Below are 18,091 nucleotides of genomic sequence, written 5' to 3' on the forward strand. Positions count from 1 at the left end.
TTAGGCGAACATTTTTAACCGCCCCAACCCGGCGACCAGATCGGCTTTCAGGTCATCCATATCTTCCAGCCCGATTTGCAGGCGCAGTGCCCTACCGCCAGGCTGCCACGTCGTCACTGTACGGTATTCCGCACAGTTGAACGGAATTATCAGGCTCTCGAAACCGCCCCAGGAATAGCCCATGGCGAAAATCGACATGTTATCGAGCATGTGATCGACGCTGGCTTTGCCATATTCCGGTTGCAGAATAATGGAGAACAGGCCGGAGGACCCGGTAAAGTCGCGCTTCCAGATCTCATGACCGGGGCAGTCCGGGAAGGCCGGATGCAGTACTTTCAACACTTCCGGTCGGGATTGCAGCCACTGCGCCATTTCCAGCCCACGCTTCTCCGCTTCTTTGAGGCGCAAGTACATAGTGCGCATTCCGCGCAGCGCCAGGAAACAGTCTTCCGCACCAGGTAACATTGCCATCAGGTCATAGGTTTTACGTAGTTCAGGCCACCAGGTTTCGTTAGCGGAGACGACCCCCATCAGCAGATCGGAATGGCCGCCGAGGTATTTGGTCCCTGCTTCAACTGATAAATCGCAGCCGTGCTCGTGGGCACGAAAAAAAACCGGCGTCGCCCAGGTATTATCAATGATGGTGGCGATACCGCGTACTTTCGCCAGTGCTGTCATAGCGGGTACGTCCTGGATCTCAAAACTCTGCGATCCGGGTGACTCCAGGAACAACGTGCTGGTATTCGGGCGAAATAAAGTCTCAATGCCCGCGCCGATCAGCGGATCGTAATACTGGGTTTCGATGCCCATTTTGGCCAGCAAGCTCGCACAGAACAAACGCGTGGGTTTGTAGACGCTGTCTGGCATCAGCAAATGGTCACCCGCTTTTACCGTGGTAAGCAGCGCCAGGGCGATAGCACCAAGGCCGGATGGTGAGAGCACAGTTCCTACTGCACCTGCCAGTTCGCTCCATGCATTTTCCAGATTGGCTATAGTTGGTGTACCCATAGTACCGTAATTGAATTCAGCACGGTCGTTTTCGATATCGCTAACGGTGGGGAAAATTACCGTCGAACCGCGAAACACTGCGCTGTTCACGAAACCTTTTTGCTCTGCCGGGTTTCTGCCTATTTGGGTAATGCGCGTACCGATACTGAAATTAGAATTTGTTTCTTTACTCATTAGATACCTCTTCAACCAGCGTCATGTTGACCGTGTTATTCGAAAAATTTAAAGAAAGGAGCCAGGCACAGCAAGATGCCAAAAAAGGTGATAAACCACACGCCCGGACCTTTAAACTGATGCAGCGTTTTTACTTTGTAGACTAAATAGCAGGGGATCAGACAAGAGACTAACCCGAACAGTGGGCTACCGAGTTGCATAAAAAACAGGATCGAAAATCGAGTTGAAATCCATGCCCACAACCCAAGCACAACAATTGCGCTAATGGCGATATGCAATACTTTCTGGTTTATTTTTTCTTCAGGTATAAAACGGCTAATAATATTTATCACAATCCCTTTAATTGCTTCATAGAATCCCAGATATATTCCGAGGAATGCCGTTAATATTGCAAAGATATTCAATAGCGCACTCATTGTTTTTACCGCGGAGCCAGGAATAACCTGCGCGGCAATTGCCAGTGCTGAGATGTTTTGCTCGTATGCTGATACGGCCTGGTCATGACTGATTGCAAAAGTGAATGAAAAGGCAAAAAATAAAACCGCTACTGCCAGTATAATATACGCTATCCTGTTAGCGCGAATGGCGCGGTAGGTCGCAATACGTCTGTCTGCCTCCACTTTACGGTAAGCGATATTCATTGGGCTGATAATTTGCACAAACAGAATGGAAAATAGGGTAAATGGTAGCGTTAAGAATACATCGCGAAAAAATGGCCCCATCGGCGGAAACTCGCTAATATTATTAACATTCCAGTGTGGCACCATTACCAGACCCAGCGCGACAATAATACCGAATTTCACACAGACCATTGGCCCGGACACCTTGAATAACAGGCGTTCACCCTGCGAGGCGATACTCACCAGTACGATCAGGATAACCAGCCCGTACCAGACGGAGTCTGACAGCAAATCTGTTGTTAACCCAAAGGTCTGAATATACGAAGCGCTGTCGAAGGTGACGGCCAGTGAATAAGAGAACATTCCGTGCAGTAACATTAAAAAATAGGCTGTCCCCAGCCAGAATCCCCAGTTTTTACCAAGGTACTGGGTAATGATATTAACGTAACTTTCACAATCTTCACTTTCTGATAGCGTTTTTAAATATAAGCTCTGCAATAAGTAAATAGCGGGGTAGGCAATAATAACCGAGGCGATAAGTACCCATATACCCTTTATGCCAATTTGCACTGGCATAAAAACAATGCCGGAACCAATTGCCATGCCAATACACAGAACCACCCATCCCGCGTCATATTTAGTAAACGGAACGGATTCATTAAATTTTTCGTAGCCTGGTAGAGAGTGATAAATGTTATTCATAATGTTTTCCTGTCGTAACTTATTAAAATAATAGTGGTGCATGATGGTAACGACGGTAATAATTATTAAGATAAATAACCTTCTGAGTGCAAGAACATGGTATGTAATGTCAAGCGAAACGAAAAGAGGTCGGCGGTGCTAAGTATTAATAAGACTTGTGCGTAAACTGCAAAAGTTGATGAGTATCGCTGTTTGGGTAAGTCGCAGTATGCTGGGGTATGGTTGATTCATTCTGGTGAGGGGCGTTGATGAACAAGCTTTTTATGCCATTTAAAGCAAAAATTGATAACCATGCGATCTTCCGTCAACTGGAAATTTTCATCAAAGTTGTTGAATGCAATAGTTTCTCTGTTGCCGCGCAAAAACTGAATCTGACGCCGTCTTCAGTGAGCCGCAGTATTTCGCAACTGGAAGAGAGTCTCGGGATCGTGCTGTTAAAAAGAACCACCCGAACCCTGATCCTGACCGAACCGGGTAAATACTTATTGAGCCGTGCGCAGCGGCTGCTGGGCGATCTTGATGATTCGTTAATCAACACCTCCAGTTTTCACCAACACCCGCAGGGACAGCTAAAAATTACCTGCTCCATTGCTTTTGGTGTGTCGCATCTGATGCGGCTGTACAGCGAGTTCCGGGCCCTGTACCCGGATGTGCGCTTGTCCGTCGATCTTAACGATCAGAACGTGAATTTGAATGAGGAGAATTTTGATATCGCCTTGCGCATTACTGCTCGCCCGCCAAACAATTTTGCCATCCGGGAAATATGTAAAATCAACTGGGTGTACTGTGGCAGCAAAATCTATTTCGAACGGCGTGGTATTCCTAAGTTGCTGGCCGATCTGGAACAGCACGATTGTTTAATTAACCCGAACGTTTCGGATAACTGGTATTACATCGATGAACAACATCAGGCCAGGGCATTGAAAGTTAATAACATTATCGAGGTTAACAGCACACTGGGGCTACTGAACGCTGCTCTGCAACATCAGGGGATTGTCAGCTTGCCGACCTATTTGCTTGGTGACTATATTGCGCGGGGCGAGCTGTTGCCGGTACTGCTGGACCATGAAGTTAAACAGCATGAATACAGTTTGTATGCACTTTATCATCCCGGATATCACCAGGACCCCAAGATACGAAGTTTTATCGACTTTATCGTTGAGAGGATTTCCTCTTCGCCAGCATGGGATAAATGGTTGGGGGAAGGGGGGCCGGTGTAGCTCGCTAGAAGTAAAAACACCTTGCGGTGGGCTAGCTTCATAACTTTCCAAGTTGCCACGAATGCCAGGGGGCGAGAATAAACACTGAGATCATCGAGCTCAGCAGAGCGCGCAGCATATCGGATTGAGTATCACATGGGGCACCCTGGCCGAGAATCAGTTCCACCCACCATTCAATCGACTCATAGAACGCGCTGATTGCTGGCGCGATACGTCACACCAGGAAAACCAGCATTTTGCGGCCGTTGATGTAACTGCTGCGAATCAATACTTTCTGCGCCGCCAGCACCGGAACTAAGCCCTGGAACAGGTGGCTGAGATTAAACCACTCCTGCACTTCAAACCCGAGGGGCACTTTGGTATACGAGTACATCCCGCCGACGATAAGGGAAATGTAGCCGATGAAAATCAGTGAATAATAGAGTATAGGAGGCTGCGGATAGCGTTTCGCGGTGATCTACAGCACTGACGCGATAATAAAAATCGGTATGACTTCAAGTGGACAAGTAATCCTGCGGCCGGTTCTAAAGGCTGTGAAAGACAGCAGTAACGCAATAAGCACAATGCCCAGTAATACATAGAGCGGACGGGGGTTATCAGCGAGCCTTTATGGTGGTGAAAGTAGCTTTTAGCTGAAAAGAGGGAAAGTGCAAGGTGTTGGTGTTTGGCGTGTAAGCATCCCGCTTGCAGGATCAGTTTGGTAGGAAACTATTACCTGAAAATTAAAAATCAGGCCGCCTCAAGAAGGCGGCCTGATAATAAGGTTCCAATAATAAAAAGCGTTGGGTGGCCTTATTTGTAAATAACAGCAGTACCATGAAGTTTGTTTGAGCCAGAAACCGAAGTGATCAGAAATGCTTCTGCACCGGCAGCCTCTGCCTTTTCCTTCAACTGGGCTTCCAGAGTAGACAGAGTACCTGCATTACTGGCTGAAACGACGCCCACTTTTTCTTTATTCACTGGCGCGCTGTTGACTTGGTCAGCAGCAAACACGCTGAAGCTCATAGAGGCGAAAGTGGCGGCAAGCAGAACATTTTTTACATTTTTCATGATGTTTCTCTCAATTCATGTAACTACGATAGGGTTGCGACGTTATTTAATTAACGATCGATAATTAAATGATAGGCTCATGCAGTGCTGACGTCAACATGTTTTTTTAATGATCATTAATAAAATATTTATCTAATTGTATTTATTGGATTTTATTGATTTTTATGATGAGCGAGTCTTTCCTCAGTATTTTGCAAGTAGGGTCTGGTTTATGGAGGTGCTCTTCTTTTTACGGATTTTTTAGATAGTTATTGCATGTTTTATTAATGATTGTTAATTTAATTAAAACATACATGGCTCAGGAGAAACTTATGCAAGCCATATCGGAGAAGCCCGCAAAAAGTGCGCGTGGCAGACCGAAAATATTCAATCGGGAGCGGGTACTGGACAAGGCGATGATGCAATTTTGGGCATACGGCTATGAAGGGACATCTTTGTCGCATCTGGTTGATGCCACAGGTGCTAAAGCACCTACGTTATATGCTGAGTTCGGTAATAAAGAAGGCCTCTTTCGCGCGGCGATGGATCGCTATCTGGAGGTTTTCGAGGATCTTAGAAAAGGTGCGCTGGATCAGTCAGAGTATTCTGTCTCCCAAGGTATTGAAGTCTACTTGCGTTCAACGGCACGCAGTTTTACCGACAAGAGTAAACCTGCGGGGTGCTTTGTCATCTGTAATTCAATGGTGCTGGCTGCGTCATCAACTGATGTAGCAAAGATGTTGCGTAAACAACATCACACGCAGGAAGCTATACTTGAAACGTATTTGCAAGTGCGCCAGCAGCGGCAAGAGTTACCAGCTGATGTTGATGTCTCTGCTATCGCCCGGTATCTATCCTGTCTTTTGCAGGGAATGTCCGTACGTGCCCGAGAAGGTGCCACGTTGGCGGAACTGGAAGAGATTATTGCCACCTTTATGGGGCAGTGGCCAGCACTCACAGGTCTTACTTACAAGGGCTGATCTTCAAGGATACGAGCAGTCCAAACCATGCAGAAAAGACGCCGTTAATCATTGAAGCTTACGGGTTCTCTGCCTACTGAATCAATAATACTGAAAATTAACATAATGAAAAAATTAAAATTTACCTTTAAAAATGCAGAAGGTGAAGAACTTGCCGGGTTGCTTGAGTTGCCTGAAAACCCAAAAGCCTTTGCACTGTTAGCGCACTGCTTTACCTGTGGGAAAGATCTGAAAGGTGCTGCACGCATTGCGAAGAAACTGACAGAAAATTCAATCGCGGTGCTTCGCTTTGATTTCACTGGGTTAGGCAACAGTGAAGGTGATTTTTCCAATACCAATTTTTCCTCGAATATTTCCGATCTGCTGTGCGCGGTCGATTATCTTCGTCGGGAATACGAGGCTCCTTCGCTGCTGATTGGTCACAGCCTTGGCGGTTCGGCAATCCTCTCTATTGCAGCCAAAGTGCCTGAGGCCAGAGCGGTCGTAACCATCGGTTCGCCAGGCGAATTGACGCATGTACAGCGGTTGTTCAAAGACAATATCGAAGATATCAGGAATCATGGCGCTTTCCCGGTAGAGCTTGCGGGCAGGGTATTCACGATCAAAAAGCAAATGCTGGATAACATTCAGGAGCATAAAATAGCGGAAAAGGTATTTACCATGAATAAGCCGCTATTGATTTTTCATGCTCCCAATGATGATACCGTACTCATTGAACAGGCAGAGAAAATTTTTAAAGCCGCCAGACACCCCAAAAGCTTTATCTCCTTGGGTAAAGCGGATCATCTTCTGACTCATCCTCAGGATGCGGAATACGTCGCTGGCATTATCGTTGCCTGGAGTTCTGCTTATCTCTAGTTAGAAGTGGTTTTTAAAAACATGGCTTGTGTGGGAGGCATAAGCTGTGAGGAATTGCACTTCATTTCGATAATAGGGATCGTTAAGGCGTTAGTAAGTTAAAGTCGTCGGGTTGGCAAGAGTAGCGTTGGTTCCTATGTTGGCCGGAATATACGAATTTGTATAACGTGTTTTGTTTGCTTACTTAAAAAAAGCCCTGGTGATATTCAGGGCTAAAGTTCTTAATTATATTTTTGATTATTATTATTTCCTGGTGTTGCTCAACTTCAGGCTCTCTGGCCTAGAGTTGAGATTTGCTACTTTGTTGAGCATCAAAAGCTATTACTTTTACGTAGCTATCGTACCTGTTTTGGGTACGGTGGTAAAGTACCTGTAAAAGGTACGAGTGACAAAAAGCATCCACTCTCCAGAAATGCAGGCGCTTCTTAACTGGCTTCGAGAAATTCGCGAAAACCAGGGTATATCCATGCGTGAAATGGGGGAACGTATAGGTCGTCCTCACAGCTTCGTGCAAAAAGTTGAAGTGGGAGAACGGCGCCTGGATGTTGTTGAGTTCATCTGGTACTGCGAGGCGCTAGGTGTTCAGCCTCAAACCGGTATGGATATTGTTCAGAGTTACCGGGCACGGTTAAAAAACACTTTTTAAAATCTTGTTTAAACCCGCAAGTGTACTGCGTTGTTTTTCACCCATAAATATATGTTCCAGGGAGAGGTAGGTTACCTGCTTTATCTTCCTGAGAGACCATCACTCCTGAAGAAAAATTGAGGTCACTTCACGGGCGGTATCGGCCAGAAGTTCACCGTTTTTGTAACTCTCAGTCACTTCCCCATTCTTGCCGATAGCGGTTTTAGGTCGTTCAATAAACTGCCCCAGCGGAGTCGCGTTCTCATCCAGTACCACGGCAAACGGAATTTTGACTTTATCGACACCAAAGTGTGCCTTAAAGACGGCTTCAGCCTTGTCGCGGGTGATAATACCCAGACGTATTGCCGGCGCTGACGCGGCAATGGCATGGATAACGGGCAAGTTTTTATGGCAGTCGGGGCACCACATTTCAGCAGCTACCAGAATGCTGTACGAACCCGGAAGTTGCGAGAGCTTACTAATGACATCGTCAGGTAATGCCTCGTTGGCAAGCCCCTCAAAATGCCGCAATGCGTTGCGATCTTCTTCTGCTCCGCTGCCAACAAATTCGTTGTAATCCGATGCTGCTTCGAGCAGTACGTTGAAATCTTGCATGTGTTCTCCTTTGTTAGTAACGGGTATACGGCTGCACATAAACCTGGCAATCATAAAGACCAATGGTCAGGCATGACCTGAAGAGGCGTACCATTTCAGTGTCTGGCTGCCATAAGTAGATATTGCCATTCTACCTACTAATTGATAGATTATCACGTAATTTGTTAATTTTGAGGCGTAACGCTGATGGGGCGATCTGTTGGATTCAAGATAGTGATAGCAATGATGGCATTTGCAGCCAATTCTGTGCTCTGTCGGGTTGCGTTGAAAGGCGAACATATTGATCCGGTGACGTTCAGTGACCTTCGCCTGATGAGCGGGGCGGTGGTCTTGTTACCCCTGTTGTTGAGACGTGAGGGGAAAAAGCAGGGCGTCTGGAGCTTGAAAAGCGGGTTCTTTCTTATGGCCTACGCCCTGTGTTTCTCTCTTGCCTATATCCATTTGGATACAGGAACAGGTGCTTTGCTCTTGTTTGGCGTTGTGCAACTGGCGATGGTGGCCCATGGCCTTTTCCATGGGGAAAGGCTGTCTTTTTCCAGAGCAACGGGGCTTGGGCTGGCTGTAGCCGGCATGGCTGCTCTTCTCTTACCTGGTCCAAAGCGCCCCCCCTGGGCAGTGCTGTTCTGATGGCACTTTCAGGCCTTGCCTGGGCGGCTTATACCCTTTGCGGAAAGCGCTCTCCTGATGCTGCGCAGGTCACTGCGGCAAATTTCATCCTTGCTGTGCCTTTTGCCCTGGTGTTGTCGCCGTTCATTAGCCAGGGAGCGCACTTTGACAGTTTCGGAATTCTCCTGGCAGTGCTCTCTGGTGCGGGTGCTTCTGCCGGAGCCTATGTGCTGTGGTATTCACTTTTACCTCGTCTTGAGTCTGTTGCAGCCAGTACGGTTCAGTTGAGTGTGCCCTGTCTGGCGATGCTGGGAGGCGTAACATTTTTGGGCGAGTCACTGAGCCTCAGAATGGCATTTTCAACGCTGGCAGTCCTTGCGGGCATTCTGTTGGTGATCAAGGCACCGGGTCAGAAAATACGGCACTGATATCAACGTGCCAGTCATGACTTGATCACTCTACAAATTGGTTTTTTAGGTTTTAAAGCAATGGAATATCTAATCGTTAGAAAAATCAGTGACGCTGTGACCTCTTTGGATAAACTAATCGGGTAACCTCTATGAAATACGATTTTGATGAAGCAGTGGACAGGGCAGGGACAGACAGCTTAACCGTCGACGGCTGGCGTGAATATATGTTTGGTGCCCATGAAGGCCCCGTGCCGGAAGTACCGGCCAATGGTTTTATAAACCTCTGGGTAGCAGACATGGCTTTTTCCACCCCCGAGCCGGTGCTTGAAGCCATACGTTCCCGGTTAGATAAAAAAATTCTTGGCTACACCCGCATTTATGACAGGGATTACTATGAGATTTTTGGGGCCTGGTGTGAAAGGCATTACGGATACCGGTTTCAGGAAGAAAGCATTGTTTTCTCCCCGGGTATTATCCCTGCGCTTAACCGATTGGTGCCGTTACTGACCCACGAAGAAGACAGCATCCTCATCCTGACCCCTTCTTACGCACCGTTTAAAAAAGCCGGAGACTATAGCGGTCGTCGCGTCGTCGATTGCCCGCTTAGAAATAACGAAGGCCACTGGGCGGTAGATTTTGAGGCAATGGAACAAGCCCTGAGCGATGACCAGCAGCGAGTTAAAGCCTTCTTTCTCTGTAACCCGCATAATCCCACCGGGCGAGTTTGGCGACGTGATGAGTTGCAGAAAATGATAGCGTTATGCCTTAAACATGATGTGTGGGTTATTTCTGATGAAATCCACTGTGATTTATCCCGCTCGGGCGTCACGCATATTCCCGCCGCGTCAATTTTTCCTGAAAATCATAAAATTATCACCTGCATGTCGACCAGCAAAACGTTCAACCTGGCGGGTAACCTGCTGGCAAACATCATGATCCCTGATGCCTCAGTGAGAGCCGAATGGCTTCGCCTGCATGATGATTTTATCTCTCCGCTGAGCCTGGTGGCTAACAAGGCCGCCTGGTCCGAGTGCGATGAGTGGTTGACTCAGGTCAGGCACTACATTGACGAGAACTTCCGTTTTCTGCAGGACTACCTGGGGACATATCATCCGCTGGCCCGTTTTATCATTCCTGAAGGGACTTATCTTGCCTGGATTGATATCTCTCGTCTGGTAGATGTCAGTAATCAGGAAGAGGTAACCCTTTTTTTTGCCAGACATGCGGGTGTATTGCTTGAAGGGGGACAAATGTTTGTCAGTAACGGCGACGGGCACATCCGCCTTAATCTGGCTTGTCCACGCGCTATGCTTGCTGAGGGGCTCAACCGCATAAGCAAGGCATTGAGTGCCAGTTCTGTCGATGCTACCTGAACCATGACCGCAGCGATGCTGCCTGGAGAACAAAATGACGAAACACTATGACTATATCGCGATTGGTGGTGGTAGCGGTGGTATCGCCTCAATCAACCGTGCGGCGATGTATGGGCAGAAATGCGCTTTGATAGAAGCCCGGGAGTTGGGCGGGACTTGCGTCAATGTGGGGTGTGTACCGAAAAAAATAATGTGGCACGCTGCGCAAATCGCAGAGGCCATTCATCTTTATGGCCCAGACTATGGCTTCGATACCACATTAAACCGCCTCGACTGGGCTACCTTGCTAAAAAACCGCAGTGCCTACATCGATCGTATTCATACTTCATACGAAAATGTGTTGGGTAAAAACAAGGTAGATGTCATCAAAGGTTTTGCCCGGTTTGTGGACGCGCATACGGTGGAGGTCAACGGGGAAACGATTACCGCTGACCATATATTGATAGCCACCGGTGGTCGCCCTAGCCATTCCTCTATTCCGGGAGCGGAATACGGAATTGATTCAGATGGTTTTTTTGCGCTTGAGGCGCTACCGGAGCGCACTGCAGTTGTTGGTGCAGGCTACATTGCTGTTGAACTGGCAGGTGTTCTCAATGCATTGGGGTCAAAAACCCATTTGTTCGTACGTAAGCATGCGCCTTTGCGCAGTTTTGACCCGTTGCTTACAGAAACACTTGTTGAGGTCATGAACGTCGAAGGCCCAACGTTGCACACCCAAGCGATCCCCACTGCTGTGGTCAAAAACCAGGACGGCAGCCTGACACTGAAGCTGGAAGATGGTCGTGAACAAACGGTTGACTGTTTGATCTGGGCGATTGGCCGTGAGCCAGCCAATGACAAGTTGAACGTTGAGATGGCGGGTGTTGAACTCGATGAAAAAGGGTACGTCAAAGTTGATAAATATCAGAATACCAACGTGCCGGGTGTTTACGCGGTGGGTGATAATACCGGTGCGGTTGAGTTAACACCGGCAGCTGTTGCTGCGGGCCGTCGCCTTTCAGAACGCTTGTTTAACAACAAGCCGGATGAATATCTGGATTACAACAATATCCCCACAGTTGTCTTTAGCCACCCGACAATAGGTACCGTTGGCCTGACTGAACCCCAGGCGCGTGAGGAATATGGTGATGATCAGGTGAAAGTTTATCAGTCATCTTTTACCGCCATGTACACCGCCGTGACGCGACATCGCCAGCCATCCCGCATGAAACTGGTATGTGTGGGGACGGAAGAGAAAATCATCGGTATCCACGGCATCGGTTTAGGCATGGATGAAATACTGCAAGGCTTTGCTGTTGCGCTGAAAATGGGAGCAACGAAGAGAGACTTTGACAATACCGTGGCAATTCACCCAACTGCGGCAGAAGAATTTGTCACGATGAGATAATGGTGAGTATTGCCATTTAGCATGTGACGGGAGGGCCGGAGGTTTATTAAACAACGACCCGTAATGAGTACGTATTATATGGAGATAAGAATGAACAAATACATCCTGGCGTTATCTGCTGCACTTATCGGCTCGCAGGTTCAGGCAGCAACGCCCGCAGCGCTTCCCGCACCGGTCAAGCAGTTGGAAAAACAAGGTATAGAAATCATTAAACCCTTCACGGCTCCCGGTGGGGTTCAGGGCTGGTTGGGAAAATATCAGGGAACGGGGGTGACAATTTATCTGACCCCCGATAAAAAACATGCCATATCAGGTTATATGTACGATGAGAACGGAAATAATCTGAGCGAAAAAATCATAAAGGACGAGATTTACATCCCTGCCGGCAGGGAAATGTGGCAAACACTCTTAAAAGCTCCAGGTATCATGGAGGGAAGTGATAAGGCAAATTGCCAAATTGTCGTGTTTGCCGATCCCTTCTGCCCTTACTGTAAAAAATTCAGGCAGGAAGTTCAGCCCTATATCAAAGACAATAAAATCGCCATGAAAACCCAGTTGGTTGGTGTCATGCAGCCTGACAGTGGCCGTTATGCGGCGGCGATGTTGTCTGCTGATAATCCTGCGAAGGCCTGGCAGGATTTCGAGCTGTCTGGCAGTAAAAGTAAGCCGGCGCTTCTAGAGAAAACACCACAGCCGATTTTTTCCCAGATCCAGTACAACCAGAAATTGATGGACGATCTGGGCGCCAACGGCACACCGGCAATTTATTATCTGAACCACGCCAACACGCTTCAACAGATCGTCGGCCTGCCGGATAAAGATCAAATGGCCGATCTTGTGGCATGCAAGTAGTTTACACGTCGATTATCGCTTAGGTTTATCCTGAACAACAGGTGGTGGTGCATTTTCCAGCCAGCACCGCACTGGTAGCCTCGGACGATGAGGGTAAGGCTCTCAAAGCCAAGTGCTAGGGTAAATCGCCTAAATCTGAAATTGAAAAATGGCCGTATGGTGTCGGACAAGGACCAGATTGCCTATGCGTCAGCCAATATCAGGCATTCAAAAACCTGCAAGGGCATTCACTAACGTTCATCACCTTGGGCCTGGGGTGATCGGCGGTATTTAGGGACATTGTCCACTTACCGTATCGACGATATGAAAGGCAAAGTTTGGACGGTTATGCCCGTTACTGAGAAGACGCCTCTATAATGATGAAGCTCCATTTCGGGGGGATAGTTATCCGTTAACGGGCGTTTAGCTGTTGATCCTGCTTGGCATTGTTTCGATTATCATTGATGTCGGTTCTGTGAGACTCAGCTGCAGGAGTGCCTATCCGCGCTGCCCTGTTGGCACGGCGCTGTATTCAACCGTCAGCGCCTTACAATCCAGTATCCCGATATAATGACGAGCATCTTGTTGGAAGGGAACCATCCACACCTCGCCATTGCGTTCGATGTCGGACAAGGGTAAATCAATCCCTTGCAGATGAGACAACGCTTCGGCCTGGGTGAATACCGTTATTTCGTCTTTGGGCGCTAGCCGCGTAAGCGGCTGCTATTAGTGGCCATGGGGTTGTTCACACTTGGCAATGCGGTGGTGAGTCAGTCATATACATTGACGCCGATGCTGATTGCTCGATTCGCGTCCGGCCTCGGCCATGGCGTTTTTCTTGCCGTAGCTTCAAGCGTTGCCACGCAACTTGTTGGTCGTAATCGCGCCGGCGCTGCCGTCGCCGTTGTATTCGGCGGATTGACTCTTGCCCTGGTTCTGGGCGTACCCTTGGGAACATATTTCGGCAGTCTCCTGAACTGGCAGGTGATCTTCATGTTGGTGGCCGCCAGTGGTGCGATCGGTTTCATGGGATTGCTCGTCCTGATGCCGACTGTTCAAAATGACGTATCGGCGCAGGTTAATGCCATGGACGGTCTGAAGGCTATGTTAAATCCACACCTGTTGGCGGGGGCTGGCATCACTGTTCTGGCCTATGCAGGTTCTTTTGCACTTGACACCTACATTTCACCAATCCTCCTGAAGGTCACACAGGTCAGTGAAAGCACCAGCAGCCTGCTCATGCTCGGCTACGGGGTCATGGCGGCCATTGGTAACGTCTGGGGGGACGACTGACGGATCGTAATGGCGCAGATCATGCGGTGATTGTGGTATTGGTAGGGCTGGCGGTGGTACTGCTCGCTATATGGGGAGCTGCATCGTCGATCGTACTGATGGCGATCCTGAGCGGCTTACTAGGCGCTCTGACCTACGCGGCTGTCCCTGCGCTTCAGGCGCGGGTGATAGGTATGTCTCATGATTATGCCCCACAGGCACCAGCGGTTGCGGCAGGTCTGAACATCGCCGGGTTTAACGGTGGTATAGCTCTGGGCTCGATTTTGGGTGGCGTTACCTTGGATATTTCCGGCCTTGTAAGCACTGCATGGGTGGGCGCTGGTGTCGTCGTTTTGGGTATATTCTGGATGTTGATGCAGATCTCCGCTTCCAGACGTAGAAACGTTCAGAGGTCTTCCTCCGACTGATTTCTGCAAAACAGCCCTCTCAAAGTCTTCAGAAGCCAGCGGCAAATCAACCGCTGGCTTTCTTGTTTTTAATACGTTATGTGACGGTCGTTATGACGCGTTCTTGGCTCGTAGGGAGAACAGTAAGATAGGAATTACTCGTGACGACGTTAGGAAACGGGCCAATGGGGCAATTAGCGGATAACCTGGTAGCCATGCCCGCCATGAAAGACACTTATCCCCGACGATATCGCCCTCCTTAAACAGCATCTGGCCGAACAGGAGGTGCGGATACTCGCCCTCGAGGCAAAACTGGGTGCACGCGAGCGCAAGGTCGGTTAGGCGGCGGTATAGGGCATTGTCGGGTAACGTGACTACCGTCAGGGCGAAGGCCCTCCGTAATCGCCGGCGGAACTACTCTTCCGTATATCGACCGAAGGCGTAATATTGCCGGCAATGATGTTTCTCATCGGCGTGGAAATTGCCGTCCCGCCGCTGAATGCGGATGCCTCGGGTTCTGCCCCTTTATGGCAGGCAGTACAACTCGCCGCGTTAACCACTCTTTCTCCCTGGTGCAGCTGGGTCGAGTGGCGTCTGTGGCCGCCGCAAGGTGACCCAGACTGACGATGAAAAAACTTAATATCAATAAATTAGCGAGATGATTTAGCCGGTATTGTATTTTCATCGCTTTCGGTCTTATCGTCGTGAGACTGTCGTTGTCGCAGAAGATGAACAACTGCTGTTCAATAATTCGGGGGTCCCTTCTACTCAGTGTGAACAGGCAAAGCATCTTGTGTTCGCGGGTGGTTGTTTGTTCGAAGCCACCGGCCGGGGGAGACACTTACGGGAGTAATAATGCGCCGGCTTTCCAGCGCATGTGTAAAACTTTCAAATATTCACATCATTCAGAAACCGATGACGCCCCTGATAGCGCAGACTCGCGTAAAACATACAGCCCGCACAATGCAATCAACCCGCTGTAGGCGGCCAGCAACCAGAAGGGCATCAGCGGTGGCATGGCCGTCACCAGTTGTCCAACGATCAACGGACCGGTAACCCCGCCGGCCAGCGCAGCCATCACAATAATCGAGCCGGTTCTGGCATCTTTTCCCATCCGATAAGAGCTAAAGACAAAAAAGTTGGGGAAGAGACTGCCAATGAAGAACCCCGCTAGCGGGTAAGTGAGGGTAGGGGCAACGTTAAAACCGGCACAGACCAGCAGCAGCGCCCCTCCGGTAAACCCGGCTATCAGCATCGGCGCCGCAGGTAGCCGCTGACCGACCAGACTTAATGTAATCCGTCCGGAAAGGAAAAAGACAAAAAACAGTGATAAGGCACTCGCCGCCGCGTTATCGGAATACCCTCCGCCGAGCAAGATCACCGGCCCGAGGCCAATCAGACAGGCTTCTATCGCCGTTCCGGAAGCCCCGATAAACAGCGTGGGGAAGGAAATTTTCCCCCGGTGAGTATTTTGCGAGATGGTTTGTTCGCTATGTGTCCGGGGAAAGAAGAAAGAGAGCAGAAAGGGAAGCACCAGTCCTGCGGCCAGGATGCCAAAGCAAAGCTCGGGGTTGCGCGCCAGCGCGACAAAAACTAACGGCGCAACAATCGCCCCGCCGCCAAACAGCGCATTCACCAGGCTGACCAGCGACGGTCCTGCTTTTTCAAACGACTGCATCAGACGTGAGTTAACCAGCGCCAGGCTGGCGCCGTAACCGGCACCGAATGTCAGTGAGCCGATAAGCGTTAAAATCCAGCTCAGTTGCAGCGCCATCAAGCCAGCGCCGATGATTAACAGGCCGAACGCCACGCGTGTCCAGTCGCGTTTACCGGCTAAAAACAACGCCACGACGCCAATCAGCGCCCCGACCCATTGCGCTGTCACCGCCATACTGGCAGAGGCCACCGAGAGTTTAAATGCGGTACGAAACTCAGGCAGTGAAGGCCCCATCAATGACTGCCCGGCCCCCATCAGGATGAATGCAATGATGCTCCCTGCCAGCAGCAGGCCATTTTTCCTGTTTACGTTATTCATCTCTTACTCCTCACCCCTGCTCGCAGGGTCACCCATAGTGATAATCGTGAATGAATGAAAACTCCTTCACTTCGCAGTAACACTTAACGAAGGAAGCTGTTTTATCTTTTTAAGAAACAACAAATTAAAAACTTCGCCTCGATATCTTCCGTTTCCATTTACGTTACATATCCATACCTTTCTGCAACATCATTGTTGACATATGTATATCATTCATGACATATGTAAAGGACGGGCAGCATTTAATTTGATCGTTTCGTGAGGCAGATCGCATGTTCAGCACAGAAGGAAATTCCCCAAATGCGCAGAGAAAGGAAATGTGGGAAAAGCTGCGCACCACGCTTGCGCCAGAAGTTTTGATTATTGGCGGCGGGGTAAATGGTATCGGTCTGTTAAGAGATTTGGCGCTGAACAATGTGTCAGCGACGCTGATAGACAGCGGAGATTTTTGCTCGGGCGCCAGTAGCGCTTCCAGTCGCATGGCGCATGGCGGTTTACGTTATCTCGAAGGCCGTGAGTTTGATCTGGTTCGTGAATCAGCGCGTGAACGCAATATGTTATTGCATGACGCCGCTCACCTGGTGAAACCGCTGGAAGTCGTCGTGCCAGTCAGGCACTGGATAAAAGGGCTGCCACGGACGGCATTACGTTTCTTTGGCTTATCCGGCAAATCGGGGCCACTGAGTTTTGTCGCACTGAAAAGCGGCTTACTGGCTTATGAACGCTTTGGCGCGATACGTCGGGCACTCCCGCATCATAATGTCGCCATCAGACGGTCGCAGTTTCCTGCCGGTCTGCCTCGTCCGGTGCGTTCTGTCATCAGTTACTACGACGGTCAGATTGTTGGCCCGGAAGCGCTGATGTTTGAGATGTTGAGCAGCGCAATACAGCAGGAAAACGTCGCGGCCATCAACCATATCAGCTGGCGCTATAGCGCGCCCGGCAAGGTTGAAATTACCAACACGCAGTGCAACGACAGCGTCGTGCTGACGCCAAAAATTATTGTTAACGCAGCCGGTTCCGCCATTGATAAGGTTAATCAACAGCTGGGCCTGGAGACGCACTACGTCCGTGGCGTGAAAGGCGCGCACCTGGTATTACGCCATCCGGCGTTGCAGCAGCGTATGGCAGGACGTTCGTTTTATTTCGATGACGGGCACGGTCGCATGGTGGTGTCATTACCGGTGGAGGAGGTCATTTTAATCGGGACAACCGAAGTGGAAACTGAGGACCCCGGCGATCGTCAGGTTTCATCCAGTGAGGTCGATTATCTGCTCAATGCCCTGAATAGCCTGTTTGACGATATTCGCGTTCAGCCGGAACATATTGTGGCGGTCACCAGCGGCATCCGTCCTTTACAGGCCAGCGAAGGTAGCGCCACGCAGGCGGCGCGTGACCATGCTCTGCAACAAAACCGGGCAGGCGAAACGTCGGTGCTTTCGCTGGTCGGCGGGAAATGGACAACCTTCCGCGCGTTTGCCGAATTGGCGGCCAACACCGTGCTGCAACAGTTAAAGCGCCCCCGCCAGACGACCACGCTGGGACTGCGTTATCCGGGCGCCGGAGAACTGAATCTGACTGAACTGGCTGACAGCTGCGGGCTGCCGTTAGCTCGCGTCCGGCAACTTTATACACGCTATGGCACTCTGGCTAAAGAGGTGGCCGACTTCTGCGGTTTGCAGACAGACCGGCCGCTGACGGAAAGCTATTCACAACGCGAAATAATCTGGTTAACGCAACGGCGCATGGCGCTATCGCTGGAAGATATGATCCTGCGCCGTACCAATATCGTGATGACCGGGCAACTGACGAAAACCACGCTGGCAGACATTGCACGCGTGATGGCGCAGACGCTGGGTTACGACGAAACCTGGGCTGAGACGCAGACGACAAACTGCGCGGCCGATCCCCGTATTATCTGGAATGGAAGATAATTATT

16 protein-coding genes and 1 pseudogene are annotated in these 18,091 nt (G+C 49.6%); 11 read left to right on the forward strand and 6 right to left on the reverse strand.

Annotated elements, in window-relative coordinates:
* Nucleotides 1-1,182, reverse strand: coding sequence for a cystathionine beta-lyase (gene metC, locus JK621_RS00360; protein WP_212558193.1), 1,182 nt, complete (start codon nt 1,180-1,182; stop codon nt 1-3).
* Between the two features lie 35 nt (nt 1,183-1,217).
* A complete protein-coding gene (locus JK621_RS00365; RefSeq protein ID WP_212558194.1) occupies nt 1,218-2,504 on the reverse strand; it encodes an amino acid permease in 1,287 nt (428 codons plus the stop codon).
* A 248-nt stretch (nt 2,505-2,752) separates the two neighbouring features.
* On the opposite strand from JK621_RS00365, the gene JK621_RS00370 reads away from it, so the two are divergent.
* Nucleotides 2,753-3,724: a LysR family transcriptional regulator gene (locus JK621_RS00370; protein WP_212558195.1), complete on the forward strand. Its 972-nt coding sequence runs from the start codon at nt 2,753-2,755 to the stop codon at nt 3,722-3,724.
* A 214-nt stretch (nt 3,725-3,938) separates the two neighbouring features.
* On the opposite strand, the gene JK621_RS25550 is transcribed toward JK621_RS00370, so the two are convergent.
* On the reverse strand, nt 3,939-4,181 hold the full coding sequence (locus tag JK621_RS25550; RefSeq protein WP_432761938.1) for a DUF2238 domain-containing protein: 243 nt from the start codon (nt 4,179-4,181) through the stop codon (nt 3,939-3,941).
* Nucleotides 4,182-4,516: 335 nt separating this feature from the next.
* Nucleotides 4,517-4,774 (reverse strand): multiple stress resistance protein BhsA, encoded by a 258-nt coding sequence (gene bhsA, locus JK621_RS00380; protein ID WP_212558196.1) that lies wholly within the window; start codon nt 4,772-4,774, stop codon nt 4,517-4,519.
* Nucleotides 4,775-5,085: 311 nt separating this feature from the next.
* Here bhsA and JK621_RS00385 point away from each other — a divergent pair, with 311 nt between their 5' ends.
* The 3 genes from JK621_RS00385 (at nt 5,086) to JK621_RS00395 (ending at nt 7,237) form a co-directional block, all read left to right on the forward strand.
* Nucleotides 5,086-5,733, forward strand: a complete 648-nt coding sequence (locus JK621_RS00385) for a TetR/AcrR family transcriptional regulator (RefSeq protein WP_212558197.1) — start codon at nt 5,086-5,088, stop codon at nt 5,731-5,733.
* Between the two features lie 105 nt (nt 5,734-5,838).
* Complete coding sequence (locus JK621_RS00390) at nt 5,839-6,591, forward strand: alpha/beta hydrolase family protein (protein ID WP_212558198.1); 753 nt, start codon at nt 5,839-5,841, stop codon at nt 6,589-6,591.
* Between the two features lie 385 nt (nt 6,592-6,976).
* The gene (locus JK621_RS00395; RefSeq protein WP_212558199.1) at nt 6,977-7,237 is read left to right on the forward strand and encodes a helix-turn-helix domain-containing protein; all 261 of its coding nucleotides are present in this window, start codon (nt 6,977-6,979) and stop codon (nt 7,235-7,237) included.
* Nucleotides 7,238-7,336: 99 nt separating this feature from the next.
* On the opposite strand, the gene JK621_RS00400 is transcribed toward JK621_RS00395, so the two are convergent.
* Complete coding sequence (locus JK621_RS00400; RefSeq protein WP_212558200.1) at nt 7,337-7,831, reverse strand: thioredoxin family protein; 495 nt, start codon at nt 7,829-7,831, stop codon at nt 7,337-7,339.
* 186 nt (nt 7,832-8,017) lie between these two features.
* Between JK621_RS00400 and JK621_RS00405 the strand changes: the two are divergent.
* The 6 genes and pseudogenes from JK621_RS00405 to JK621_RS25500 all read left to right on the forward strand — a co-directional run bounded on the left by JK621_RS00405 (nt 8,018) and on the right by JK621_RS25500 (nt 14,138).
* Nucleotides 8,018-8,865: pseudogene (locus tag JK621_RS00405) on the forward strand (DMT family transporter).
* 131 nt (nt 8,866-8,996) lie between these two features.
* A complete protein-coding gene (locus JK621_RS00410; RefSeq protein ID WP_212558201.1) occupies nt 8,997-10,220 on the forward strand; it encodes a MalY/PatB family protein in 1,224 nt (407 codons plus the stop codon).
* Between the two features lie 34 nt (nt 10,221-10,254).
* Complete coding sequence (gene gorA, locus JK621_RS00415) at nt 10,255-11,607, forward strand: glutathione-disulfide reductase (RefSeq protein ID WP_212558202.1); 1,353 nt, start codon at nt 10,255-10,257, stop codon at nt 11,605-11,607.
* 90 nt (nt 11,608-11,697) lie between these two features.
* Complete coding sequence (gene dsbG, locus JK621_RS00420; protein ID WP_212558203.1) at nt 11,698-12,459, forward strand: thiol:disulfide interchange protein DsbG; 762 nt, start codon at nt 11,698-11,700, stop codon at nt 12,457-12,459.
* 720 nt (nt 12,460-13,179) lie between these two features.
* Nucleotides 13,180-13,731, forward strand: a complete 552-nt coding sequence (locus JK621_RS25290) for an MFS transporter (RefSeq protein WP_249337127.1) — start codon at nt 13,180-13,182, stop codon at nt 13,729-13,731.
* A gap of 32 nt (nt 13,732-13,763) precedes the next feature.
* On the forward strand, nt 13,764-14,138 hold the full coding sequence (locus JK621_RS25500) for a hypothetical protein (RefSeq protein ID WP_349305405.1): 375 nt from the start codon (nt 13,764-13,766) through the stop codon (nt 14,136-14,138).
* 880 nt (nt 14,139-15,018) lie between these two features.
* Here JK621_RS25500 and JK621_RS00430 read toward each other — a convergent pair.
* A complete protein-coding gene (locus JK621_RS00430) occupies nt 15,019-16,152 on the reverse strand; it encodes an MFS transporter (protein WP_212558204.1) in 1,134 nt (377 codons plus the stop codon).
* A 317-nt stretch (nt 16,153-16,469) separates the two neighbouring features.
* Between JK621_RS00430 and JK621_RS00435 the strand changes: the two genes are divergently transcribed.
* The gene (locus tag JK621_RS00435; protein ID WP_212558205.1) at nt 16,470-18,086 is read left to right on the forward strand and encodes a glycerol-3-phosphate dehydrogenase/oxidase; all 1,617 of its coding nucleotides are present in this window, start codon (nt 16,470-16,472) and stop codon (nt 18,084-18,086) included.
* Nucleotides 18,087-18,091: the final 5 nt, after the last annotated feature.

Source organism: Serratia plymuthica (assembly GCF_018336935.1).
GTDB lineage: Bacteria > Pseudomonadota > Gammaproteobacteria > Enterobacterales > Enterobacteriaceae > Serratia > Serratia plymuthica_B.